Origin of the sequence: Enterobacter sp. ENT02 (genome assembly GCF_019219165.1) — a bacterium.
GTDB lineage: Bacteria > Pseudomonadota > Gammaproteobacteria > Enterobacterales > Enterobacteriaceae > Enterobacter > Enterobacter mori.
The window spans coordinates 61,306-84,041 of the sequence record NZ_JAHUWD010000011.1 but is presented as its reverse complement, the minus strand read 5'-3'; the positions used below and the strand labels follow the sequence as shown (position 1 = coordinate 84,041).

Annotated in this window: 21 protein-coding genes and 2 pseudogenes; 14 read left to right on the top strand and 9 right to left on the bottom strand. The window is 54.7% G+C overall.

The window, feature by feature from the left end:
- Positions 1-27: 27 nt before the first annotated feature.
- The 3 genes from malG to malE all read right to left on the bottom strand — a co-directional run bounded on the left by malG (position 28) and on the right by malE (position 3,793).
- Positions 28-918 (bottom strand): maltose ABC transporter permease MalG, encoded by an 891-nt coding sequence (gene malG / locus KW829_RS21705; RefSeq protein ID WP_042716434.1) that lies wholly within the window; start codon positions 916-918, stop codon positions 28-30.
- A 14-nt stretch (positions 919-932) separates the two neighbouring features.
- Positions 933-2,477 carry a maltose ABC transporter permease MalF gene (gene malF, locus KW829_RS21700; protein ID WP_089598603.1) on the bottom strand — a complete coding sequence of 515 codons (1,545 nt, stop codon included), beginning with the start codon at positions 2,475-2,477 and terminating at the stop codon, positions 933-935.
- Positions 2,478-2,602: 125 nt separating this feature from the next.
- Complete coding sequence (gene malE, locus KW829_RS21695; protein ID WP_089598604.1) at positions 2,603-3,793, bottom strand: maltose/maltodextrin ABC transporter substrate-binding protein MalE; 1,191 nt, start codon at positions 3,791-3,793, stop codon at positions 2,603-2,605.
- A 372-nt stretch (positions 3,794-4,165) separates the two neighbouring features.
- On the opposite strand from malE, the gene malK reads away from it, so the two are divergent.
- From malK to malM, 3 genes are all read left to right on the top strand, one after another.
- Positions 4,166-5,275, top strand: coding sequence for a maltose/maltodextrin ABC transporter ATP-binding protein MalK (gene malK / locus KW829_RS21690; RefSeq protein WP_218309064.1), 1,110 nt, complete (start codon positions 4,166-4,168; stop codon positions 5,273-5,275).
- A 71-nt stretch (positions 5,276-5,346) separates the two neighbouring features.
- Entirely contained in the window at positions 5,347-6,657 is a 1,311-nt protein-coding gene (locus tag KW829_RS21685) for a maltoporin (protein WP_218309063.1), read from the top strand.
- A 114-nt stretch (positions 6,658-6,771) separates the two neighbouring features.
- On the top strand, positions 6,772-7,716 hold the full coding sequence (gene malM / locus KW829_RS21680; protein ID WP_089598606.1) for a maltose operon protein MalM: 945 nt from the start codon (positions 6,772-6,774) through the stop codon (positions 7,714-7,716).
- 85 nt (positions 7,717-7,801) lie between these two features.
- Here malM and KW829_RS21675 read toward each other — a convergent pair.
- From KW829_RS21675 to KW829_RS21665, 3 genes and pseudogenes are all read right to left on the bottom strand, one after another.
- Positions 7,802-8,781, bottom strand: a pseudogene (locus KW829_RS21675) (T6SS immunity protein Tli4 family protein).
- Between the two features lie 122 nt (positions 8,782-8,903).
- Complete coding sequence (locus KW829_RS21670; protein ID WP_218309061.1) at positions 8,904-10,061, bottom strand: hypothetical protein; 1,158 nt, start codon at positions 10,059-10,061, stop codon at positions 8,904-8,906.
- Positions 10,058-10,411, bottom strand: coding sequence for a hypothetical protein (locus KW829_RS21665; protein ID WP_218309060.1), 354 nt, complete (start codon positions 10,409-10,411; stop codon positions 10,058-10,060). Before KW829_RS21665 ends, KW829_RS21670 begins: the two co-directional genes overlap by 4 nt.
- A 217-nt stretch (positions 10,412-10,628) precedes the next feature.
- On the opposite strand from KW829_RS21665, the gene ubiC reads away from it, so the two are divergent.
- On the top strand, positions 10,629-11,126 hold the full coding sequence (gene ubiC, locus KW829_RS21660) for a chorismate lyase (protein WP_089598607.1): 498 nt from the start codon (positions 10,629-10,631) through the stop codon (positions 11,124-11,126).
- A 12-nt stretch (positions 11,127-11,138) separates the two neighbouring features.
- Positions 11,139-12,008 (top strand): 4-hydroxybenzoate octaprenyltransferase, encoded by an 870-nt coding sequence (ubiA, locus tag KW829_RS21655; protein ID WP_042718873.1) that lies wholly within the window; start codon positions 11,139-11,141, stop codon positions 12,006-12,008.
- A 92-nt stretch (positions 12,009-12,100) separates the two neighbouring features.
- On the opposite strand, the gene plsB is transcribed toward ubiA, so the two are convergent.
- Positions 12,101-14,521 carry a glycerol-3-phosphate 1-O-acyltransferase PlsB gene (gene plsB, locus KW829_RS21650; protein ID WP_089598609.1) on the bottom strand — a complete coding sequence of 807 codons (2,421 nt, stop codon included), beginning with the start codon at positions 14,519-14,521 and terminating at the stop codon, positions 12,101-12,103.
- Positions 14,522-14,675: 154 nt separating this feature from the next.
- Between plsB and KW829_RS21645 the strand changes: the two genes are divergently transcribed.
- From KW829_RS21645 to KW829_RS21630, 5 genes and pseudogenes are all read left to right on the top strand, one after another.
- Positions 14,676-15,044 carry a diacylglycerol kinase gene (locus tag KW829_RS21645; RefSeq protein ID WP_014830281.1) on the top strand — a complete coding sequence of 123 codons (369 nt, stop codon included), beginning with the start codon at positions 14,676-14,678 and terminating at the stop codon, positions 15,042-15,044.
- Between the two features lie 108 nt (positions 15,045-15,152).
- Positions 15,153-15,761: a transcriptional repressor LexA gene (gene lexA / locus KW829_RS21640; RefSeq protein ID WP_089598610.1), complete on the top strand. Its 609-nt coding sequence runs from the start codon at positions 15,153-15,155 to the stop codon at positions 15,759-15,761.
- Positions 15,762-15,823: 62 nt separating this feature from the next.
- Positions 15,824-17,161 carry an MATE family efflux transporter DinF gene (dinF, locus tag KW829_RS21635; RefSeq protein ID WP_218309058.1) on the top strand — a complete coding sequence of 446 codons (1,338 nt, stop codon included), beginning with the start codon at positions 15,824-15,826 and terminating at the stop codon, positions 17,159-17,161.
- Positions 17,158-17,232 (top strand): annotated as a pseudogene (locus KW829_RS23080) (hypothetical protein); the annotation flags it as partial. The gene dinF and the pseudogene KW829_RS23080, both read left to right, overlap by 4 nt.
- Positions 17,233-17,281: 49 nt before the next feature.
- Entirely contained in the window at positions 17,282-17,491 is a 210-nt protein-coding gene (locus KW829_RS21630; RefSeq protein WP_014830284.1) for a CsbD family protein, read from the top strand.
- Between the two features lie 69 nt (positions 17,492-17,560).
- Here KW829_RS21630 and zur read toward each other — a convergent pair whose 3' ends face one another.
- The gene (gene zur, locus KW829_RS21625; RefSeq protein WP_218309057.1) at positions 17,561-18,073 is read right to left on the bottom strand and encodes a zinc uptake transcriptional repressor Zur; all 513 of its coding nucleotides are present in this window, start codon (positions 18,071-18,073) and stop codon (positions 17,561-17,563) included.
- Between the two features lie 114 nt (positions 18,074-18,187).
- Here zur and KW829_RS21620 point away from each other — a divergent pair, with 114 nt between their 5' ends.
- The 4 genes from KW829_RS21620 (at position 18,188) to pspG (ending at position 21,553) form a co-directional block, all read left to right on the top strand.
- Entirely contained in the window at positions 18,188-18,676 is a 489-nt protein-coding gene (locus tag KW829_RS21620; protein WP_089598613.1) for a cupin domain-containing protein, read from the top strand.
- 173 nt (positions 18,677-18,849) lie between these two features.
- On the top strand, positions 18,850-20,097 hold the full coding sequence (locus tag KW829_RS21615) for a conjugal transfer protein TraF (RefSeq protein WP_211449500.1): 1,248 nt from the start codon (positions 18,850-18,852) through the stop codon (positions 20,095-20,097).
- Positions 20,098-20,179: 82 nt separating this feature from the next.
- The gene (dusA, locus tag KW829_RS21610; RefSeq protein WP_218309056.1) at positions 20,180-21,175 is read left to right on the top strand and encodes a tRNA dihydrouridine(20/20a) synthase DusA; all 996 of its coding nucleotides are present in this window, start codon (positions 20,180-20,182) and stop codon (positions 21,173-21,175) included.
- 135 nt (positions 21,176-21,310) lie between these two features.
- Positions 21,311-21,553 carry an envelope stress response protein PspG gene (pspG, locus tag KW829_RS21605; RefSeq protein ID WP_109492555.1) on the top strand — a complete coding sequence of 81 codons (243 nt, stop codon included), beginning with the start codon at positions 21,311-21,313 and terminating at the stop codon, positions 21,551-21,553.
- A 184-nt stretch (positions 21,554-21,737) separates the two neighbouring features.
- Here the strand turns inward: pspG and KW829_RS21600 are convergent, their stop codons facing one another.
- A complete protein-coding gene (locus tag KW829_RS21600; RefSeq protein ID WP_218309054.1) occupies positions 21,738-22,721 on the bottom strand; it encodes a quinone oxidoreductase in 984 nt (327 codons plus the stop codon).
- Positions 22,722-22,736: the final 15 nt, after the last annotated feature.

Below are 22,736 nucleotides of genomic sequence, written 5' to 3'. Positions count from 1 at the left end.
GGGTTGCAGTGGCATAACAAATGAAACTTAACCTTTCACACCGCCCGCCGTCAGGCCATTCACCAGCCAGCGCTGGGCCAGCAGGAACACCACGGTAATCGGGATGGCAGAAAGTACGGCCGCCGCGGCAAAGTCGCCCCACAGGTAGTTTTGCGGGTTGAGGTATTGCTGCATACCGACGGCCAGGGTGTAGCTGTTCACATCACGCAGTAACAGTGAGGCAACCGGTACTTCGGTGATCGCAGCGATAAACGACAGAATAAACACCACCGCCAGAATCGGCACCGACAGCGGCAACAGCACCAGACGGAACGCCTGCCACGGGGTTGCCCCATCCAGCGCGGCCGCTTCTTCCAGCGAGCCGTCGATGGTTTCGAAATAGCCTTTGATTGTCCACACATGCAGTGCGATACCGCCAAGGTAGGCGAAGATCACGCCGCCGTGGGTGTTCAGACCGATAAACGGCACGTACTGGCCCAGACGGTCAAACAAGGCATATAACGCCACCAGCGACAGTACGGCCGGGAACATCTGGAAAATCAGCATCCCTTTCAGCAGCGTCGCTTTGCCCGGGAAGCGCATGCGGGCGAAGGCGTAAGCGCAGGTCGTGGAGAGCGTCACGATGCCGATCGCGGTGATGGTCGCAACCTTCACCGAGTTCCACAGCCAGAGCAGCACCGGGAACGGCGGCGGCGTGACACGGCCATCCGCGTGTTCCACGCTGAAGCCCAGCGCGAGCTTCCAGTGCTCCCAGGATATTTCATCCGGGATCAGGCTCCCGGTCGCGAAGTTACCCGAACGCAGGGAGATGGCGATAACCATCAGCAGCGGGAACATGATCGCCGCGATGAAAATCAGCAGGCCTAAGTGCGTCGCGAGAAGGCGCAGCTTCTGTGATTTGGGTTGGACCATAGACATAATCAGTGCCCTCCTTAGTCGAATTTCATACGTGTGGCTTTCAGGTTCACAATCGCCAGTGCGCCTACCAGCAGGAAGATCAGGGTGGCAATCGCTGCCGCCAGGCCGAAGTCCTGACCGCCGCCGCCTTCGAAGGCGATGCGGTAGGTGTAGCTCACGAGCAGGTCGGTATAGCCTGCTGGCGTAGTCGTACCGAGACGGTCTGGACCACCGTTAGTCAACAGCTGAATCAGTACGAAGTTGTTAAAGTTAAAGGCGAAGCTGGCAATCATCAGCGGCGTCAGCGGCTTGATGAGCAACGGCAGCGTAATCTTGAAGAAGTTCTGGAACGGGCCCGCGCCGTCCATCGCCGAGGCTTCGTACAGGTCGTCCGGGATGGCCTTCAGCAGCCCCATGCACAGAATCATCATGTACGGATAACCCAGCCAGGTATTCACGATGATAATCATCGAGCGGGCGGTGGTCGGGTCGCTGAACCAGGCCGGTTTGATGCCGAACAGGGCGCTCAGCATCATGTTGATTTCACCGAAGCTCTGGTTGAACAGCCCTTTGAAAATCAGAATCGAGATAAACGACGGTACGGCGTACGGCAGAATCAACAGCACGCGGTAAATCGCTTTGCCCTTCAGGGATTCCCACTGGACGAGACAGGCCAGTATCATGCCGACGGCGACGGTCAGGATCACGGTCAGGACCGAGAAAACGACCGTCCAGACGAAGATGGCGAAGAACGGTTTCTGGATGCCTTCGTCGGTAAACACGCGGGTAAAGTTGTCCCAGCCGATGGTGACGGTATAGCCCGGGCTGAGCTTGTCATCACCCCATTTGCCGTCGGCAGTAATGGACTGATAGAAACCAATGTCGTTATTCGGACGATATTTCACGCCGCTTTGGTTGTTGGTCAGAGTGCCGTCATCCGCAAGTGTATACAGCGGCTGCGTGCCGGAGAACTGGCGCAGCGAGCTCATGGTCACTTTGCTTTCGTCTGGCAGCACGGCGATGATCTGGGTCAGCGCCTGACGGTTTTGCGTAATCACGCGCAGATTGGCACGTTCACCTTCCGGCAGGGCCGCAGCCTCTTTTAAGGCCAGCTTTTGCTCGCCACCAAATTTGAATGCGTCGGAAATATAGTTTTTGCCGCTCTCTCCATCAGTGAGTGCTAACTTCCATTCGTCACCCGCAGGATACAGGCCGAAGTTGAAGGTTTTCCCCGCCTGATAAGAGCGGTCCAGAAGCACCTGCGTTGCGCGTTCTTGCGCGAGCTGGTTAGTGCTGCTGTAGTTGGTAAACGCAATGGCGATGGTACAGATCAGCGGGAAGAGAACAAACAGCCCCATTCCTGCCACGCCAGGGTAGACATAGCGCCAGGCGTAGGCTTTACGGTTGGCGAAAATATACAGGCCAGCAGAGCTTAAAATCAGCGTCATGATGGCAAACAGATATTCCCCTTGTACGTACATTAAAACAACAAGGTAACCCACCAGCAGGCACAGCAGACCTATCACTGACCACTTCAGCGCGTCGCTTTGCCACCAGTGTTTCTTTTTAATGACATCCATGGGGTTCTTCCTCTACAACGTGTGATCTTTTCTCCCTCTCCTGGGGGAGAGGGCCGGGGTGAGGGCGTGCGGAAAGCGACAACCCTCACCCTAACCCTCTCCCACAGGGAGAGGGGACTACGGCATTACTTAGTAATACGGCCCTGTGCATCTTTCAGCGCGGCATCAACGGTCTGGCGACCGCTTGCAGCGTTGATCACCGCAGTACGGGTGGCGTACCAGAACGCGGCCATCTGTGGGATGTTCGGCATGATTTCGCCTTTCTGGGCGTTATCCATGGTGGCCGCGATGCGTGGATCTTTCGCAAGCTGATCCTGGAAGGATTTCAGCGCAACGGCACCCAGCGGTTTGTCCTTGTTCACTTCATCTAGACCCTGATCGGTCAGCAGGTAGTTTTCCAGGAACTCTTTCGCCAGCTCTTTGTTCGGGCTGGCGGCGTTGATGCCTGCGCTCAGCACGCCCACGAACGGTTTAGACGGCTTGCCGTTGAAGGTTGGCAGCAGCGTCACGCCGTAGTTGATTTTGCTCTTGTCGATGTTGGTCCAGGCCCACGGACCGTTGATGGTCATCGCGGTTTCGCCTTTGTTGAACGCCGCTTCCGCGATGGAGTAGTCAGTATCCGCGTTCATGTGTTTGTTCTTGATGAGGTCAACCAGGAAGGTCAGACCCGCTTTCGCGCCCGCGTTGTCCACGCCCACGTCTTTCACGTCATATTTGCCGTTTTCAAACTTGAACGCGTAACCGCCGTCGGCAGCAATCAGCGGCCAGGTGAAGTACGGCTCTTGCAGGTTGAACATCAGGGCGGATTTACCTTTCGCCTTCAGCTCTTTATCCAGGGCAGGGATCTCTTCCCAGGTCTTCGGCGGATTTGGTACCAGGTCTTTGTTGTAAATCAGAGACAGCGCTTCAACCGCGATTGGGTAAGCGATCAGCTTGCCGTTATAGCGAACGGCGTCCCAGGTGAACGGGAACAGCTTGTCCTGGAAGGCTTTATCTGGGGTCACTTCAGCCAGCAGACCAGACTGTGCGTAACCACCGAAACGGTCATGCGCCCAGAAGATGATGTCCGGGCCATCGCCGGTCGCCGCAACCTGCGGGAATTTCTCTTCCAGTTTGTCCGGATGTTCGATGGTGACTTTGATGCCCGTATCTTTTTCGAATTTCTTACCCACTTCGGCCAGGCCGTTATAGCCTTTATCGCCGTTAATCCAGATAACCAGCTTACCTTCTTCAATTTTGGCGAGAGCCGGTGCGGAAATCATCATTGCTGCCAGGGCGGACAATGCGAAAACGCGTGCGCCAGTCTTGATCTTCATATCTGCCATCCTTTTTTGGTGATGTGCTCGTGGATACACTGAGGTGGTTCAACGTGACTCAGTCTCCTTATTTGACATCCTCTTTCCATCCTCCCAGCCCCTACGCCCCACCCCCCGTTTGTGTGATCCCGGTTGCATAAATTTAAGTTATGAGTGCTGGCGCACATAAAAACCCACCGAATTTTGCAGGTGGCTTCACGAATTTTGCCTCAGCCACCCAGCCGCGGTCGCAGAGCCTGCTCTCTCATCCTCCCGCCTCCTCCCCCATAAAAAAGCCGGGGGGTGGAGGATTCACGAAAGTAATGGATACCCCATAGTGAACTTATCTTGAATGTTTCTGTCGGTGACAGGTTGTAACGAAGGGAGAAGGGCATGGCGAGCGTACAGCTGCGTAATGTAACGAAAGCCTGGGGCGACGTAGTGGTGTCGAAAGACATCAATCTGGACATCAACGAAGGTGAGTTCGTGGTGTTTGTTGGCCCATCAGGCTGTGGTAAATCTACTCTGCTGCGTATGATTGCCGGTCTTGAAACCATCACCAGCGGCGATTTGCTGATCGGTGATACCCGAATGAACGACATCCCACCTGCCGAACGTGGCGTCGGTATGGTGTTCCAGTCTTATGCACTTTATCCCCACCTTTCCGTTGCCGAGAACATGTCCTTTGGCCTGAAGCTGGCCGGCGCGAAGAAAGATGTCATTAACCAGCGCGTGACGCAGGTAGCGGAAGTGTTGCAGCTGGCTCATCTGCTGGAGCGTAAGCCGAAAGCGCTTTCCGGCGGTCAGCGTCAGCGTGTGGCAATCGGCCGTACGCTGGTGGCAGAGCCGCGCGTGTTCCTGCTCGATGAACCTCTCTCAAACCTGGATGCCGCCCTGCGCGTCCAGATGCGTATCGAAATCTCCCGTCTGCACAAGCGTCTTGGCCGCACGATGATTTACGTCACCCACGATCAGGTCGAAGCGATGACCCTGGCGGACAAAATCGTGGTGCTGGATGCTGGCCGCGTGGCGCAGGTGGGTAAACCGCTGGAGCTGTACCACTACCCGGCAGACCGCTTTGTTGCGGGCTTTATTGGCTCGCCAAAGATGAACTTCCTGCCCGTTAAAGTGACCGCGACAGCCATTGAACAGGTACAGGTGGAGCTGCCAAACCGTCAGCAGGTCTGGCTGCCGGTCGACAGCGCCAACGTACAGGTCGGGGCAAACATGTCCCTGGGTATTCGTCCTGAACATTTACTGCCAAGCCACATCGCCGATGTGACCCTGGAAGGTGACGTTCAGGTCGTCGAACAGCTTGGTCACGAAACACAGATTCATATCCAGATCCCCGCCATCCGTCAGAACCTGGTCTACCGCCAGAATGACGTGGTGTTGGTAGAAGAGGGTGCCAAATTCGCTATCGGCTTGCCGCCAGAGCGTTGTCATCTGTTCCGTGAGGATGGCACTGCATGTCGTCGGTTGCATAAAGAGCCAGGCGTTTAAGCATTCCCAAAAGAAGACACGAAACCGACAGGTGAAGTGTTCAAAGAAAAGCAATGATCTCAGGAGATAGAATGATGATTACTCTGCGCAAACAAGTCCCTCTGGCAATCGCCGTTGCGGCAGGCATCCTGTCTGCCCAGGCAGGCGCCGTGGACTTTAAAGGTTATGCTCGTTCCGGCATTGGCTGGACCGGGAGTGGCGGTGAACAACAATGTTTCCAGGCAACAGGTGCACAAAGTAAATACCGTCTCGGTAACGAATGTGAAACCTACGCCGAGCTGAAACTTGGCCAGGAAGTGTGGAAAGAAGGCGATAAGAGCTTCTATTTCGACACTAACGTCGCGTATTCCGTTTCTCAGCAGAACGACTGGGAATCCACCAGCCCGGCCTTCCGTGAAGCTAACGTGCAGGGTAAAAACCTGATTGAATGGCTGCCTGGCTCCACCATCTGGGCCGGTAAGCGTTTCTATCAACGTCATGACGTCCACATGATCGACTTCTACTACTGGGATATTTCTGGTCCTGGTGCGGGTATCGAAAACATCGATCTGGGCTTCGGTAAACTGTCTCTGGCTGCAACCCGTTCTTCTGAGTCCGGCGGTTCTGCGACCTTCGCCGATCGTGATGAGAACGGTGACCGCGTATACGACAACGTCGTGCCAAACGATGTCTTCGATGTCCGTTTAGCGGGTCTGGAAACCAACCCGGGCGGTACGCTGGAGCTGGGTGTTGATTACGGTCACACCAACATTCCAGACGATTATTACCTGCAGCCTGGCGCCTCTAAAGATGGCTGGCTGTTCACCGCTGAACACACCCAGAGCATGATGAAGGGCTTCAACAAGTTCGTTCTGCAGTACGGTACGGACTCCATGACCTCAAACGGTAAAGGTATTCCACAAGGCGGCAGCATTGATAACGACGGCTCCATGTGGCGTGTGCTGGACCACGGTGCAATCACCCTGGCAGACCGTTGGGACCTGATGTACGTCGGTATGTACCAGAACATCGATCGTGACAACAACAACGGCACCGAGTGGTGGACCGTGGGCGTTCGTCCAATGTTCAAATGGACGCCGATCATGAGCACCCTGCTGGAAGTGGGCTACGACAACGTCAAATCTCAGAAAACTGACGACAAAAACAGCCAATACAAAATCACCCTGGCACAGCAATGGCAGGCAGGCGACAGCATCTGGTCTCGTCCGGCTATCCGTGTCTTCGCAACCTACGCGAAGTGGGATGAGAAATGGGGCTACGCGAACAATGGCGATACCGGCTACACCTCTGGCGTAGCGTATAGCGACACCTCCGCGAAAACCTTCAGCCGTGGCGACAACGATGAGTGGACCTTCGGTGCCCAGATGGAAATCTGGTGGTAATTCGTTAGACCTGACGTAATGACCTAAAAAGAGGGGCGTGAGCCCCTCTCTCCTTAGGGTGCTGCGCGCTATTGCCTGGCCACCGCAGTGCTCACGCTATTAGAGGTAATAACAATGAAAATGAAGAAAAGTCTCGTCGCGCTGTGCCTCTCTGCGGGGCTGCTGGCCTGTGTTCCGGCTGTCACCTTTGCAGACGTCAATTTCGTTCCTCAAAATACCAGTGCTGCGCCAGCGATTCCGGCGGCGGCACTCCAGCAGCTGGTGTGGACGCCAGTTGATCAATCAAAAGTACAAACCACTCAGCTTTCTGCCGGTGGTCAATCCCTGAACGTGCCTGGTATCAGCGGCCCGGTTGCGGCTTTTAGCGTGCCAGCCAATATTGGCGAACTGACCCTGACGCTGACCAGCGAAGTGAACAAGCAAACCAGCGTATTCGCGCCTAACGTTCTGATCCTCGATCAAAACATGACGCCATCAGCCTACTTCCCGAGCGACTATTTTAGCTATCAGGAACCGGGCGTAATGAGCGCTGACCGACTGGAAGGCGTAATGCGCCTGACGCCAGCTCTGGGACAGCAGAAGATTTACGTCCTGGTATTCACAACAGAAAAAGATTTGCAGAAGACGACAAAGCTGGTTGACCCGGCGAAAGCCTACGCGAAAGGCACCGGAAACTCTGTCCCGGATATTCCGGACCCGCTTGCTCGTCATACCACTGATGGTCTGGTCAAACTGAAAGTCTCTACCAACAGTGCGTCAAGTGTACTTGTCGGCCCACTTTTCGGCTCATCCGGCCCGGGCCCTGTGACGGTAGGAAACACCGCAGCGCCAGTCTATGCCGCACCTGCTGCTGCGGCTTCATCGGCCCCTGCACCAGCACCAACGAAGCCATCTGAGCCGGTACTTAACGACACCGAAGCGTATTTCAATAATGCCATTAAGCAGGCAGTGAAGCGCGGCGATGTCGACAAAGCGCTGAAGCTGCTTGATGAGGCCGAACGTTTAGGTTCAACCACTGCCCGTTCCACCTTTATCAGCAGTGTAAAAGGCAAGGGGTAACCGTTTCCCCGCAGTGCTGATTTGTTAGTAGTTTAGTGCGCCTGAGTGGGCGCACTTTTTTTGCCACTACTCAGGGGCAATCTGTTCAGAACGCATTATCCCTGACGCGGAAAGAACGAATGATGCGATCCCAGATCTCCACCAGTTCAGCATCGCTGTAGGCCGGGGGGGCAGGGTATGATTGCTCAATGTCACATCGATAATTGGATGCCGAAAATCGACCACCTTTTCATTAGCTATCACGTTAAAAAGCAGCTGCCCGGACGGGTTGCCAGGAGATTTTTCTGATGGTGCGGTATTTAACCATTCATCAGCCTCAAATCCTGCAATCTCTGTTTTTGACTTACGCAGAGTCTTCGCATTGATCCGGGTCAGGTAGGGCTGGATCTCATCACTTCGCTCCAGCATACTCGCTGGATCGCCAAGATAGGTATTAGTGGAAACCGACAGGGAAAAGACCGGATTATGTGGATATACAAAGGTAATATCTTCCTTAGGCTTTCCGTTTCCGTCGCGGATAAACCCTTGCGGAATGCAGGTGCCGGGCGCGGAAGGAATATCCTCGTCACGCCGTCCGCTCAGTCGGGACATGAGGTCCTGTAATTCTGCCAGTTTCTGGGGTTTAGTATTGAGTTGATGCTCTTTCATCCCCCCGTTTAAATAATCAATCCTGTCTTTCCTGTATTTGGGGTCCGATACATCTCTGATTTCAGAAGTAAGGATGAATGCTACACCGTCAACGTACAGATGGCCTTCCAGAATGCGCCCAAAACCCGCCACACTTTCATTTCTGTTGCGGTCAAAAATCACCGCATTATCCCTCAGCTTGTATATCTGCTTGAGAAATGGCTGATCTACAGGGTCCACGGTCGCGCTGTTTTTCAGTTTCTGTTCCCGCAACCGGATACGCTGCTCAAACGCCGGACGGTAGAGCCGCTTGCTGCTGATGCGGATCTCATTAATCTGTACCCGGTCAGTCAGGGTGTTTTCGAATGAGGCGGGAACCTCAACCACATAGCGCCCCACGCACTGGGATTTGGTGGTGGCAAAAAGAGTATTAACCATACGTTTTTCCATGTCCGTTAACGCCGGGGGCGCATGCACGAATGTCACATAGTTATGGATGTAATATCCTGCCGCCAGCAGCAGGAGCGTCAGCGTGACAATCAGGGGGGAGGTGTCTTTTTTCATAGGGCGGGAACCTGCTGCACAATCTTCACCACCGATCGAACCGTGAACACCAGGGCGTCGGAGAGATCGCTGTATACCGAGCGGGAGCGATCGACAGGATCGACAGCGTAAGCGCCTTCATGATCGACATCTGTCGCCATTACACCCTGTATACGGGAAGAGGAGGTGCGGACGGAGGTGATCGGCACGGTCCCATCGCCGGGGCTTGCGGATGAAATTAGTTGATGGGACCTTAACGGGGACAGTTCAAAAGGGTTAGCTGCATTTATCCTGTATCTCTGCGCTTCCCTAACGCTCTGGGGGATCCGCTCTTCCCATGTCAGGAACCCATCGGACGAGTTGCTCTTGCTGGCTCCGTAAAACAGCCAGGTTTGGGGGTGGTATTTGCCGTTTAACTTCTCAATAAATTTGTATACGTCCTGTTTTATTCTATCTTGAAAATCGCTCCATTCCCGGTCAGTATCATCCAGCAGCAAATCCTGCTCACATAGCCGCCACCACGCTGTTTTGTTTAAATATATTTCCTCATACGGATCGGCCACCGGGAGAGAAAGTTGAGTCTCTTTACTGTTGATTTTCAGCCATCCCGGACCATAAGCCATGCCCGGCAGAAGCTGTAACGGACCGGGAGACTGTGCCAGCACCGGCATCAGCTTTTCAGCACTGTCCCCGATAATCATTCCAGTAATGCCACGCTCACCGATCTTCATGCGGCGATAAGCTGCCGGTGAGCCGAGATCCGGCATGACGCCGTGTACGATACCCAGGATTGAGTCTTGCCCGCCCATATTTTCCGAGTAATGGCGGGCGACCAGTCCGCCCATCGAATGGGTGATCAGGACGACCTTGTTGACTGCCAGGCGTCCGTGATACGCACTTAGCACCTTACGGATATATTCGCCCAGCAACGCCGCAGAGTCCGCATTCGATTGCAGCCAGTTGTAACCAAAAACGTGCAACGGGAATAAGAACTTGTGCCCGTGAGCCACTTCTTCTTCGCTCAGCACCTGCTCCTGAGGCTCGTCACCGATTCTGACGCCGATAAAACGCTGACGTGCCGTTTGCAACTGTATCTCCCGAAAGTAATTATCCATCAGGATCTCGTCGTCGCTGAGCAGGTATTGCAGCCGGTCAAGCGCCTCACCGTAGCTCATGTAAAACGCACTTCCCCATCCGCACCGTCGTTTAAAATTTCCCCAGAGTTATCGACGACGGTGGTCTTTGGATCAAGCAGTTGTTTTCTTTTTTTTGCATTGGCTAATGGCAATTTCACGAGCGAAGCTGCACTGAACTGCCAGACTTCACCATCCTCATTTTTTAAGTTTGACCCCATCACCCCAGGAATAAAAATCACCGGGATCACTTTTGTAGGCGGCACAAGGCAAACCGACGTGTGGTTTTTGTCTTTTGGCTGAGAAAAAACTTTATAATGAAATGTGCCATCGTCATCCCAGATGGGACGATGATAAGACCGATTAGGGGGGCTATTTTTGTTGTCATCCATGTATTAAGTTCCTGATATTCCTTCTCAAGAGCAGCATTAGCTCACAATTTATCCGCGCGATACTTAACCAAAATCAAGTTCCGCTATTGCTGCCACGAACATTTCTCCTGCGCTGTTGCGCCATTGTTGCGATAGTGATCGCTAAATAACGTTAGACCGCCCTCAATCCGCGTTTCTGCGATACAATGCCATTACGTTATGTATCGGAGAGTCTGGCATGTCACACCCCGCGCTAACGCAACTGCGTGCGCTGCGCTATTTCGACCAAATACCTGCGCTTGACCCGGAGCAACTGGACTGGTTGCTGCTGGAAGATTCCATGACGAAACGTTTTGAGCAACAGGGCAAAACGGTCACGGTGACGATGATTCAGGAAGGGTTTGTCTCTGCCGATGACATCGCCAGCGAGCTGCCGCTGCTGCCAAAAGAAGATCGCTACTGGCTGCGTGAAATTTTATTGTGTGCTGACGGCGAGCCGTGGCTTGCCGGGCGAACGGTGGTGCCTGAGTCTACCCTGTCAGGACCGGAACTGGCGCTGCAGCGTCTGGGGAAAACGCCGCTGGGGCGATATCTTTTCACCTCGTCTGAACTTACCCGAGATTTTATTGAGATTGGTCGTGATGCCGACCTGTGGGGGCGTCGTTCCCGCCTTCGTCTGAGTGGTAAACCGTTAATACTGACAGAGCTTTTTTTACCGGCATCGCCGTTGTACTGAGAGGAAGACAAAATGGAGTGGAGCCTGACGCAAAACAAGCTGCTGGCCTATCACCGCTTAATGCGAACGGATAAACCGATTGGCGCATTGCTGCTGCTGTGGCCAACGTTATGGGCGCTGTGGGTGGCGACGCCGGGCGTGCCGCCGCTGTGGATCCTGGCGGTGTTTGTTGCCGGTGTCTGGCTGATGCGTGCTGCAGGCTGTGTAGTAAATGACTACGCAGACCGGAAATTTGACGGACATGTAAAGCGAACGGCTAATCGTCCGCTGCCCAGCGGCCAGGTGACGGAAAAAGAGGCGCGCACGCTGTTTGTGGTGCTGGTGCTGCTCTCCTTCCTGCTGGTGCTAACGCTTAATACCATGACGATCCTGCTGTCTGTCGCCGCGCTGGCGCTGGCCTGGGTCTACCCGTTTATGAAGCGCTACACCCATCTGCCGCAGGTGGTGTTGGGCGCGGCATTTGGCTGGTCGATTCCAATGGCGTTTGCCGCGGTTAGCGAATCTGTCCCGCTCAGCTGCTGGCTGATGTTCCTGGCGAATATTCTTTGGGCAGTGGCGTACGATACGCAGTACGCGATGGTTGACCGCGATGACGATCTCAAGATTGGCGTCAAGTCGACGGCGATCCTGTTTGGCCGTCAGGACAAACTGATTATCGGCATATTGCAGGTGGCGGTGCTGGCGCTGATGGTGGCGATTGGTCGCCTGAACGGGCTGAACTGGGAATTTTACTGGTCCGTGCTGGTGGCGGGACTGCTGTTCGCGTATCAGCAGAAGCTGATTGCGAAACGCGAGCGTGAAGCCTGCTTTAAAGCGTTTTTAAATAATAACTACGTCGGTCTGGTGCTGTTTTTAGGGCTGGCGATGAGTTACTTTGGCTAAAAAGAAGCCCGGTGGCGCTAGCGCTTACCGGGCTTACATGTCATGCAGGATCGTAGGCCGGGTAAGCGCTAGCGCCACCCGGCTTTTTTACATCACTCGTCCTGCGTCGCGCTCTCAATCGTCAAACGCACGTCCGAGGTAATCAGCTCGGCCAGCATCTGGTAAATTTTGAGCGTCTCTTCCGGTTCAGCATCGCCCGTATCGCTGATAAACCCTTCATCACGCAGCGTCAGCACCAGTGAGCTGAATACCGCTTTGTCGAAGAACTCCGGTGCGTTAATGCCGTGTAGAACAGACAGGCGCTGTGCCAGCGTCCGGCTCTCTTTTTCCAGCGTACCGCGGTTGATCGACGGGTTCGCGCTGAGCAGCCAGAAGGTGATGGCGTAGCGCTGCAGCGTTTCACGCGCACCGGCGGCCAGCAGCTGCAGGGTGCGGGAACGCGACGGGTTGATATGCAGCTCGTCATTAGTCAGGGTAATCAGCCCCTGACGGCGCATCTCTTCCGTCATTTTATCCAGTTCTACCGCCAGCTCATCTTTACTCCAGCGCAGGAACAGCTCCGCTTTCAGCATCGGGTAGATGGCTTCAAGATGGCGCAACAGTTCCTGACGCGAAATGCGGCGATGCTGGGTAATAATGGCCGCCATCAGCGACGGCAACATCAGCATATGCGTGATGTTGTTGCGGTAGTACGTCATCAGCACGGCCTGCTCGCGCGGCAGGATGATGATGTCACCGATGGTGTCTTTCTCGACTTCGAACTTGTTCATCTGCAGCGCGTGGTCGATAAGCTCGCTCGCGGTAGCAGAAGGCACGGTCGAATCAACCGAGTACGGCACGTTGCGCATAATGTTCAGGTAGCAATCAAGCTGCTCGGTCAACTGCTCACGGGTGAGTGAGCGCTGGCGAGAGGCCAGAAGCGCGGTACAGCACAGGTTCATGGCGTTCGCCGCACCTGCGTTGTTGATGCGCACCATCAGCTCTGCAGCAATACCGTTCACCGTAGGCGTCAGCCACGCCGGACGTACCGCTTCGATAGGGTCGATAGACTCGCGCCACTCCGGAACATGGTTGTTCAGATACGTCATCAGCGGCATCGGTTCGCCAAAGTTCACGTAGCCCTGGCCAAGATTGCGCAGCTTGCTCAGGCCGCGCAGCATCTGCGGCAGGCTCTCTTTCTCTTTGGTCGCACCGCGCAGCTCTTTGGCGTAAGTGCCCACTTCCATGACGTGTTCATAGCCAATGTAGATCGGCACCAGCGTGATCGGACGCGTGCCGCCGCGCAGCATGGCCTGGATGGTCATCGACAGCGTGCCGGTTTTCGGATCGAGCAGACGACCGGTACGGGAACGACCGCCTTCCACGAAGTATTCGACGGAATAGCCGCGGCTGAACAGCTCGCCGAGATATTCACGGAATACGGTGGAATAGAGCTTGTTACCCTTAAAGGTACGGCGAATAAAGAACGCACCCAGACGGCGGAAGATCGGGCCTGCTGGCCAGAAGTTCAGGTTGATACCCGCCGCAATGTGCGGTGGCACCAGCCCCTGGTGATACAACACATAGGAGAGCAGCAGGTAGTCCATGTGGCTGCGGTGGCAGGGCACATAAACTATTTCATGACCGTCATGGGCCAGCTGGCGTACGCGCTCGGCGTTATGGACGTTAATGCCCTGATAGAGACGGTTCCAGGTGAAACTCAGGATACGGTCGGAGAGACGAATCATCTCGTAGGAGAAGTTCGCCGCGATCTCTTCCATCAGTGCAATGGCGTTTTGCTGTGCTTTCTCGTGTGAAATCTTCTTGCTGCGCGCTTCGTCTTCAACTGCGCGGGCAATCGCTTTGGAGGCCAGCAGCTTGTTGAACAGATCCTGACGCGCCGGGAGACGAGGCCCAACGGCAGCCAGACGCTGGCGTGCGAAGTGCATACGCGCCACGCGCGCCAGTTTTTGCGCGATGATCTTGTCGGTGCCGTGCTCGTCCGCCATACGACGCAGCGAAACGGAAGGGGAGAAGCGCACAAAGCTGTCGCGTCCCAGCCAGGAGACCGCGAAGAACTTCTGGATGCCGTTGAGCATACGCAGCGGCGGATTCTCTTCGCCTTTTTCGCGGCCCGGACGGCGACCAAACATCACTGAGACCGGCACCATCTGCACATCCAGATCGGGATTGCTGCGGTGCAGGTCGAGATAATCATGGAACAGCTTGATGGACTCTTCTTTCGGCGTGTAATAGGTAAACACGCGCGGCCCGCCGTGGATAAACACGTAGCGCGGCAGCAGAGTGCCATCAACTTCAAGCGGTTCAAGTGGGTCAGGTAAATCATGCGCCAGACATTGGGCGCGAAGCGTCAGCAGGTCTGCCTTCGAGTTATAAGGCAAAACGTACATAATAGGGCGCGACGTATCGAGCCCTAATTCCAGCGCAGGTTCTGCTGGGATAGACTTACTTTTTACCAGGACGCTTAATGGTAAATTAAGTAATTTGTAGTAAATTCGTGGCCAGCCGGACATAAACGATGTAAAGCCTCTGGTTAATAATGCAATTGCGGCGCAAGGATAACAGAAAGCGCGCAAAATTTCTGTTGTTACCCGTCATACTTCAGGCTACAGCGAAACGCGCTGCTGCCAGAGTTACTGACGCTTTTTCCAATAAAAGGTTCTATTAATGGCCAATAATACCACTGGGTTAACTCGAATCATCAAAGCTGCCGGCTATTCATGGAAAGGTTTCCGTGCCGCATGGGTCAATGAAGCCGCGTTTCGCCAGGAGGGCGTTGCCGCTATCGTCGCGGTTATCATCGCCTGTTTCCTTGATGTTGATGCTATTACCCGCGTACTTCTCATCGGCTCTGTTCTTTTGGTGATGATAGTGGAAATTCTCAATAGCGCTATTGAGGCGGTTGTGGACCGTATCGGTTCAGATTTCCACGAACTTTCTGGCCGTGCGAAAGACATGGGGTCTGCCGCTGTGCTGTTGGCGATTATCACGGCAGCGATCACCTGGGTCACGTTGCTTTGGTCACATTTCCGATGAGCCTCGAGGAATAATTAAGTCCCTGGTTTTTTGTGCAGTTTTTGGTTCCAAAATCGCCTTTGACTGTATATACTCACAGCATAACTGTATATACACCCAGGGGGCGGAATGAAAGCGTTAACGACCAGGCAGCAAGAGGTGTTTGATCTCATCCGGGATCATATCGGCCAGACGGGTATGCCACCCACGCGTGCGGAAATCGCTCAGCGTCTGGGCTTCCGTTCTCCAAATGCGGCCGAGGAACACCTGAAAGCGCTGGCGCGCAAAGGTGTGATTGAAATTGTGTCTGGCGCGTCTCGCGGCATTCGTCTGCTGGTGGAAGAAGAGACAGGTATTCCGCTGATTGGTCGTGTCGCCGCAGGTGAACCTCTGTTGGCCCAGCAGCATATTGAAGGTCACTATCAGGTCGATCCTGGTATGTTCAAGCCGAGTGCGGATTTCCTGCTGCGCGTCAGCGGGATGTCCATGAAAGATATCGGCATTCTTGACGGCGATCTGCTGGCCGTTCACAAAACGCAGGATGTACGTAACGGTCAGGTTGTGGTCGCGCGTATTGATGATGAAGTGACCGTCAAACGGCTGAAAAAACAGGGCAACACCGTACAGCTGCTGCCCGAAAATAACGAATTCTCCCCGATTGTGGTGGATCTGCGCGAACAGAACTTCTCCATTGAAGGTCTGGCCGTTGGTGTTATCCGCAACGGTGAATGGCTGTAACTTCTTCCTGACAGGCTACGGGTCTCCGTAGCCTGGCTCATTTCCCATTCCCGGTATTTTTCATGTCACTGCTGACGGCTTCTGATAAGGCATTGTGGCGTCTTGCACTGCCGATGATTTTTTCCAATATCACCGTTCCCCTGCTTGGCCTGGTGGACACTGCGGTGATTGGTCATCTGGATTCTCCCGTTTATCTGGGCGGCGTGGCGATTGGCGCAACGGCGACCAGTTTTCTCTTTATGCTCCTGCTCTTCTTACGCATGAGTACCACGGGGCTTACGGCACAAGCCTATGGCGCGAAAGATCCGCTGCGACTGGCGCGGGCGCTGGTTCAGCCACTCATTCTGGCGCTTGGGGCAGGCGCGTTAATCGTGCTGTTTCGCACGCCGCTGATTGATCTGGCGCTGCATATTGTGGGCGGCAGCGAGGCGGTGCTGGAGCAGGCGCGTCGCTTCCTTGAAATCCGCTGGCTTAGCGCGCCCGCATCGCTGGCTAACCTGGTTCTGCTGGGCTGGCTGCTGGGCGTGCAGTACGCTCGTGCGCCGGTCATCCTGCTGGTGGTGGGAAACCTTTTGAACATCGTGCTCGACCTCTGGCTGGTGATGGGCTTGCACATGAACGTACGGGGCGCGGCGCTGGCAACCGCAGTTGCAGAATACAGCACGTTTCTCATCGGACTGTGGATGGTCTGGCGCGTACTGGTCATGCGTGGAATCTCCCTCGTCATGCTGAAAACCGCGTGGCGCGGCAACATCCGCAAGCTGCTGGCGCTGAACCGGGACATCATGTTGCGCTCGCTCCTGCTGCAACTCTGTTTTGGTGCGTTAACGGTTTTTGGTGCCCGTCTTGGGCCTGAGATCGTTGCGGTCAACGCGGTACTGATGACATTGCTGACGTTTACCGCGTATGCGCTGGATGGCTTTGCTTACGCCGTGGAGGCGCACTCCGGGCAGGCATACGGTGCGCGTGAAAGTGGCCAGCTCCGCGAGGTGTGGCGAGCGGCTTGCCGTCAGTCAGGTCTGGTCGCGCTGGCATTCGCACTGATTTATGCCTGTTTCGGCAGCGATATTATCGCGTTACTCACGTCGTTACCGGCTTTACGCGAACTGGCGGGCCACTATCTCATCTGGCAGGTGATCTTACCGGTGGTGGGCGTCTGGTGTTATCTGCTGGACGGCATGTTTATTGGCGCAACGCGCGGCGCGGAGATGCGTAACAGCATGGCGGTCGCGGCTGCAGGTTTTGGCCTGACGCTGCTGACCTTACCGTATTTGGGCAACCATGGTTTATGGCTGGCACTGGCGGTTTTCCTGTCGCTGCGCGGACTGTCGCTGGCATTCATCTGGCACCGCCACTGGCAAAACAATACCTGGCTCCCTTCCCGTCACGATATATCGTGACGGTTAAAGATTCCGAATATGAAATCAACCGCCGAATCCTTAACTACAATTATTATCACGTCCAGCAGAAAAGAACGTAACGGACGTTACGACCCAACGCTTAACTAAGAGGACACGATGATGAATAAAGACGAAATCGGCGGCAACTGGAAGCAGTTTAAAGGTAAAGCGAAAGAACAGTGGGGTAAGCTGACGGATGACGATATGACCGTCATTGAAGGTAAACGCGATCAGCTTGTCGGTAAAATCCAGGAGCGTTACGGCTACGCAAAAGACCAGGCGGAAAAAGAAGTGGGCGACTGGGAAAAACGCAACGACTACCGCTGGTAACCGGGCTATACCCGAAAGTACAAGGAAGTACACCCTGAGGGCGGCCCTGAGCCGCCTTTTCTTTTGCCGTTAACGCGGCTTTTTCTTCACGAGAATGGAGTGATCGTGTTGGCATTCATCCTGATGACGACAAGATTCCACCTCCACACACGCCGAGCACAGCCCGTGCGCTTCAATCACGTTATGACGCAGGGCGAAGCCCATTTTAGCCGCCAGCGTATGCATAATATCTTCCACGCCTTCCGCACACTCTTCCTTTACCGCGCCGCAGCGGTCGCAGATAAACATGGCTGAGGTATGGGTTGGCTGATCGAACAGATGGCAGAGTACATAGCTATTGGTCGATTCAACTTTGTGCACAAACCCTTGTTCCAGCAGGAAATCCAGCGCACGATAAACCGTAGGCGGTTTTGCCTGCGGCTCGCTTGCACGCAGCAAATCCAGCAGGTCATATGCGCTGATGGCACTCTGTTGCAGGCTCATCAGGCGCAATACCTCGAGGCGCTGCGGAGTCAGGCGCACATTGCGTTGCGCACACAGCTTTTCGGCCTGCGCTAACAGCTCTTTTGTGGACTTATCCATTTAGCACCTCGGATGTATAGGATGGAAAACCCTCACTTTATCATGTTCTGGTAAAAACACCGAGATCCACCAGGCTGTGCTATACCTGACGCATCGCAATTCGGGGAATTAACCATGAAAAGACCTGACTGTATTAAGCACTGGCAAGATGTGGAAGGTGCTGACGATTCGACCTATCCCGACAGTAACGAACTTTTTTCCATCGGCGCGCCCCTTGCTCGCAGACTGGGCTTAGGCCGCATCGGTATTCATCATGAGCGTTTGCCGCCAGGGCGTCGTACGTCTTATCCGCATGCGGAAAGTGACGAAGAAGAGTTTATTTATGTGCTTGAAGGGCATCCGGAGGCCTGGATAAACGGCTACCTGTGGAAGCTTGAGCCAGGAGACAGCGTGGGGTTCCCCGCCGGGACGGGCGTTTGCCATACCTTTATTAACAATACCGACGAAGAGGTGCGGTTGCTGGTTGTCGGCGAGGCCAACAAAAAGCAAAACCGTATCTACTATCCGCTGAACCCGGTTTATGCCGCGACGCGTGAGGACCGCTGGGTAGATCATCCTCCTCAATTTTTTGGGCCGCACAATGGAAAACCCGAGCGGAAATAATTTTCCTCTTCTATAAATATTGAGGGCCGTCACAAATTACAACAGGCCGTAAGGGAATTTTACTTAGGGAAAGAAATAGCGGGTCTTTTACTTCTTATTCACAGCAATAGTTCGTTCCTGTTTGGGTGATAACAGACAGGGGTTATTTCATAACAGACTATAACGGGCATACTGTGAAAAAATATTTTAAATTTTCGGTGGTTAGCATTGCTGTCTCCTTTTTTATGGCAAATCAGGCGGGAGCAGCCAATACCTGGACAGAAGCGCGCAGTGACGCGATGGGGGGGACGGGCGTTGCAGCAGGGACCTACGGCAGCGGTACATTAATCAACCCGGCATTACTGGCCAAAGCGAAACCTGACGATGGTATCACGGTGATCCTGCCATCCATCGGCGCGCAGATTTCAGACAAAGATAACCTGCGGGATAAAATCGATGACATCAGCGACGATGTAAGCCGCTATCGCAGCACGCTGGACAACATCAACCTCATCGATCTCTTAAATCCGCTTAGCCCTGCCTCTCAGCAGGTCTCTTCCGCTGCGGGCGATCTTGCCGATCAGCTGGATTCCCTGAAAGGGAAAACCGCCAGCGGTAAAGCGGGTGGGGGGATCGCCGTCAGTATTCCTAATGACGTGCTCTCCGTCGCCTTTGTGGCCAAAGCGAATGCGCGTGCACGTGTGAGCTCTTATATCGATCAGGGCGATATCGACATATTGCGCGGTGTTGAGGCTGTTCCCGCGACCGCGCTCACGGTTAACCCCAATAATCTAAAATCAAAAGGCTTTGGCCGCGCGGCAATCGTTTCGGACTATGGCGTGACGGTCGCGCGTCAGTTTGATATCAGCGGTGTGCCGGTTTCATTGGGTATCACGCCGAAGCTGCAAAAGACCTGGCTCTATAACTACACCGTCTCGATTTACAACTTCGACAGTGGCGACATCAACAGCAGCCGTTACCGTAATGATGATACTGGCTTTAACGTCGATGCTGGTCTTGCGGCGGACTTCGGGGAAAACTGGACGGTCGGCCTGACCGGACAAAACCTTTTCTCGCGTGATATCGACACCAAAGAGGTGGACGGGGTGCGTGATACCTATCAAATTAGCCCTGTTGTCACGGCGGGTGCGGCATGGCATACCGATCTTCTGACCCTGACGGCTGATGGCGATCTGACCGAAACCAAGGGCTTTAAAAGCGAAGATACCTCGCAATATGTTGGCGTAGGTGCCGAGGTGACGCCGCTCAGTTGGCTCGCCGTGCGTGCCGGTTATCGGGCGGATATGAAAGGCAACGACAGCAATGTCTTTACCGGCGGTGTTGGCTTTGCGCCATTTAACACCGTCCACGTTGACCTGATGGGCCTGTACGGCGAGGACGAAACCTGGGGCGCAGGAGCACAGTTAAGCATGACGTTTTAACGTGAACCGGAGGCGCTGCGCCTCCGGCTTTTCTTTGTGCTATAGTAGCGCCCCTTTTCCACCAGATGCTTAAAACTTCGCCATGTCGTCAGAACTACAGACTGCTTTCCCCGCACACCGTTTCTCCATTGCGCCGATGCTCGACTGGACGGACAGACACTGCCGTTACTTCCTGCGTCAGCTCTCCCGCCATACGCTGCTGTATACCGAAATGGTGACTACCGGGGCAATTATTCACGGTAAGGGCGACTATCTGGCCTATAGCGAAGAAGAGCATCCGGTTGCGCTGCAGCTGGGCGGCAGCGATCCGGCTGCGCTGGCGCAGTGCGCGAAGCTGGCCGAAGAGCGCGGCTATGACGAAATAAACCTGAACGTGGGTTGCCCGTCCGATCGCGTGCAGAACGGCATGTTCGGCGCGTGCCTGATGGGCAACGCGCAGCTGGTGGCGGACTGCATCAAAGCCATGCGCGACGTCGTCTCTATCCCGGTGACGGTCAAAACCCGTATCGGCATTGATGACCAGGACAGCTACGAATTTCTGTGCGATTTCATCAATACCGTTGCCGGAAAGGGCGAGTGCGAGATGTTCATCATCCACGCGCGTAAAGCCTGGCTTTCCGGCCTCAGCCCGAAAGAGAATCGCGAAATCCCGCCGCTGGACTACCCGCGCGTATACCAGCTGAAGCGCGATTTCCCGCACCTGACGATGTCGATTAACGGCGGCATCAAGTCTCTGGAAGACGCGAAAACGCATCTGGCGCATATGGATGGCGTGATGGTCGGGCGTGAGGCGTATCAGAACCCCGGTATCCTGGCGACGGTCGATCGTGAGATCTTTGGTGTTAAAGATGCAGATACCGATCCGGTGGCGGTCGTGCGTGCCATGTATCCGTATATTGAGCGTGAGCTGAGCAACGGCACCTACCTTGGCCATATCACCCGCCATATGCTTGGCCTGTTCCAGGGGATTCCGGGCGCGCGCCAGTGGCGTCGTTACCTCAGCGAGAACGCGCACAAAGCCGGAGCCGATATTGAAGTGCTTGAGCATGCGCTGCGCCTGGTGGCAGATAAGCGATAAATTTCACTAAAAGATCGTCAAATTCACCACGCCCCGCCCAACGTTGCGGGGCGTTTTGCTTTCAGAACAATACGTTACGTTTGGCATGATTCTTGTAATGCTTTCTGCATCATTCGGGGCTCGTGGGAGAACACCATGCTGGAACTACTTTTTGTGATTGGCTTTTTTGTGATGCTGATGGTGACGGGCATATCGCTGCTCGGCATTCTCGCGGCGATCGTTGTGGCGACGGTGGTGATGTTTATCGGCGGGTTATTTGCGTTGACGCTCAAACTGCTACCGTGGTTGCTGCTGGCTGTCGCGGTGGTATGGGTGATACGGGCGATTAAATCGCCAAAAGTGCCCAGTTATCAGCGCAATAACCGCTTTCGTTACTAAGGTATTGAGGGGTTCGTCACATACTTGTAACTTTTCCGGCAGCATGCCTTAGAACAGAATAGGATTTACTTATCGAATCTGTCACTATGACTGCCGCTAAAGAATTCATCGAGCTGTACCCTACATACAGCCGAACTAAAAAAAGAAAGGGCTTCCCACGGGAAGCCCAATTTCTTTTTAGGGGCTAGGGGATCAGCAGGCTTGAGCCCTGCGTCGCCCGGCTTTCCAGCACCTCATGCGCGCGCTGCGCATCGGTCAGGGCGTATTTCTGCGCATCCGCCACGTCAACCTTGATCACACCGCTGGCGATCAGCGAGAACAGTTCGTTGCTGGCTTCCTCCAGTTCTTCCCGGTTGGTGATGTATCCTTGCAGGGAAGGGCGAGTCACATACAGAGAACCCTTCTGGTTCAGAATGCCCAGGCTAACGCCGGTTACCGCGCCTGATGCATTCCCGAAGCTCACCATCAGACCACGGCGCTGCAGGCAGTCCAGCGAGGCTTCCCAGGTATCTTTCCCCACCGAGTCATACACGACCCGCACTTTTTGACCGTGCGTGATCTCTTTTAGCCGTTCAGCAATGCTCTCTTCACGGTAGTTGATGACCTGCCATGCTCCGGCCTGCAGCGCACGCTGTGCTTTCTGCGCGCTGCCGACGGTGCCGATAAGCTTCGCGCCCAGCGCCTTCGCCCACTGGCAGGCGATCAGCCCCACGCCACCCGCAGCGGCATGGAACAGGAACTGCTCGTCGGGTTTGATTTCATAGGTTTTGCGCAGCAGGTAAAAGACGGTCAGTCCTTTCAGGAATGAGGCGGCAGCCTGTTCAAAAGAGATGGCATTAGGCAGAAGGGCGGCTTTGTCCGCCGGGACGTTATGAACGGAGCTGTAAGCCCCCAGGGCAGACTGCGCATACACCACGCGGTCGCCCTCTTTGATATGTTTAACGGCGCTGCCAACTTTGATGACCACGCCAGCCGCCTCTGTTCCCAGCCCGCTTGGCATCGACGGAGGTGGGTAGAGACCGCCGCGAATGTAGGTGTCGATGTAGTTAATACCAATCGCCTTGTTTTCAACCTGGATTTCATTTTCGCCAGGTGCGGCGGGGGTAAACTCCACCGCTTTAAGCACCTCTGGTCCACCGTGTTTCTGGAATTCAATGCGCGTTGCCATGCTCCCTCCGTAAGA

Excerpts from the sequence above, each read along its gene's own strand:
- malG (WP_042716434.1), bottom strand. The coding sequence starts at position 918 with ATGTCTATGGTCCAACCCAAATCACAGAAGCTGCGCCTTCTCGCGACG.
- dinF (WP_218309058.1), top strand. The coding sequence starts at position 15,824 with ATGTCACTGCTGACGGCTTCTGATAAGGCATTGTGGCGTCTTGCACTG.
- ubiC (WP_089598607.1), top strand. The coding sequence starts at position 10,629 with ATGTCACACCCCGCGCTAACGCAACTGCGTGCGCTGCGCTATTTCGAC.
- KW829_RS21645 (WP_014830281.1), top strand. The coding sequence starts at position 14,676 with ATGGCCAATAATACCACTGGGTTAACTCGAATCATCAAAGCTGCCGGC.
- lexA (WP_089598610.1), top strand. The coding sequence starts at position 15,153 with ATGAAAGCGTTAACGACCAGGCAGCAAGAGGTGTTTGATCTCATCCGG.
- KW829_RS21670 (WP_218309061.1), bottom strand. The coding sequence starts at position 10,061 with ATGAGCTACGGTGAGGCGCTTGACCGGCTGCAATACCTGCTCAGCGAC.
- KW829_RS21620 (WP_089598613.1), top strand. The coding sequence starts at position 18,188 with ATGAAAAGACCTGACTGTATTAAGCACTGGCAAGATGTGGAAGGTGCT.
- zur (WP_218309057.1), bottom strand. The coding sequence starts at position 18,073 with ATGGATAAGTCCACAAAAGAGCTGTTAGCGCAGGCCGAAAAGCTGTGT.
- dusA (WP_218309056.1), top strand. The coding sequence starts at position 20,180 with ATGTCGTCAGAACTACAGACTGCTTTCCCCGCACACCGTTTCTCCATT.
- malM (WP_089598606.1), top strand. The coding sequence starts at position 6,772 with ATGAAAATGAAGAAAAGTCTCGTCGCGCTGTGCCTCTCTGCGGGGCTG.
- malK (WP_218309064.1), top strand. The coding sequence starts at position 4,166 with ATGGCGAGCGTACAGCTGCGTAATGTAACGAAAGCCTGGGGCGACGTA.
- plsB (WP_089598609.1), bottom strand. The coding sequence starts at position 14,521 with ATGTCCGGCTGGCCACGAATTTACTACAAATTACTTAATTTACCATTA.
- KW829_RS21600 (WP_218309054.1), bottom strand. The coding sequence starts at position 22,721 with ATGGCAACGCGCATTGAATTCCAGAAACACGGTGGACCAGAGGTGCTT.
- malF (WP_089598603.1), bottom strand. The coding sequence starts at position 2,477 with ATGGATGTCATTAAAAAGAAACACTGGTGGCAAAGCGACGCGCTGAAG.
- ubiA (WP_042718873.1), top strand. The coding sequence starts at position 11,139 with ATGGAGTGGAGCCTGACGCAAAACAAGCTGCTGGCCTATCACCGCTTA.
- KW829_RS21630 (WP_014830284.1), top strand. The coding sequence starts at position 17,282 with ATGAATAAAGACGAAATCGGCGGCAACTGGAAGCAGTTTAAAGGTAAA.
- KW829_RS21665 (WP_218309060.1), bottom strand. The coding sequence starts at position 10,411 with ATGGATGACAACAAAAATAGCCCCCCTAATCGGTCTTATCATCGTCCC.
- pspG (WP_109492555.1), top strand. The coding sequence starts at position 21,311 with ATGCTGGAACTACTTTTTGTGATTGGCTTTTTTGTGATGCTGATGGTG.
- malE (WP_089598604.1), bottom strand. The coding sequence starts at position 3,793 with ATGAAGATCAAGACTGGCGCACGCGTTTTCGCATTGTCCGCCCTGGCA.
- KW829_RS21685 (WP_218309063.1), top strand. The coding sequence starts at position 5,347 with ATGATGATTACTCTGCGCAAACAAGTCCCTCTGGCAATCGCCGTTGCG.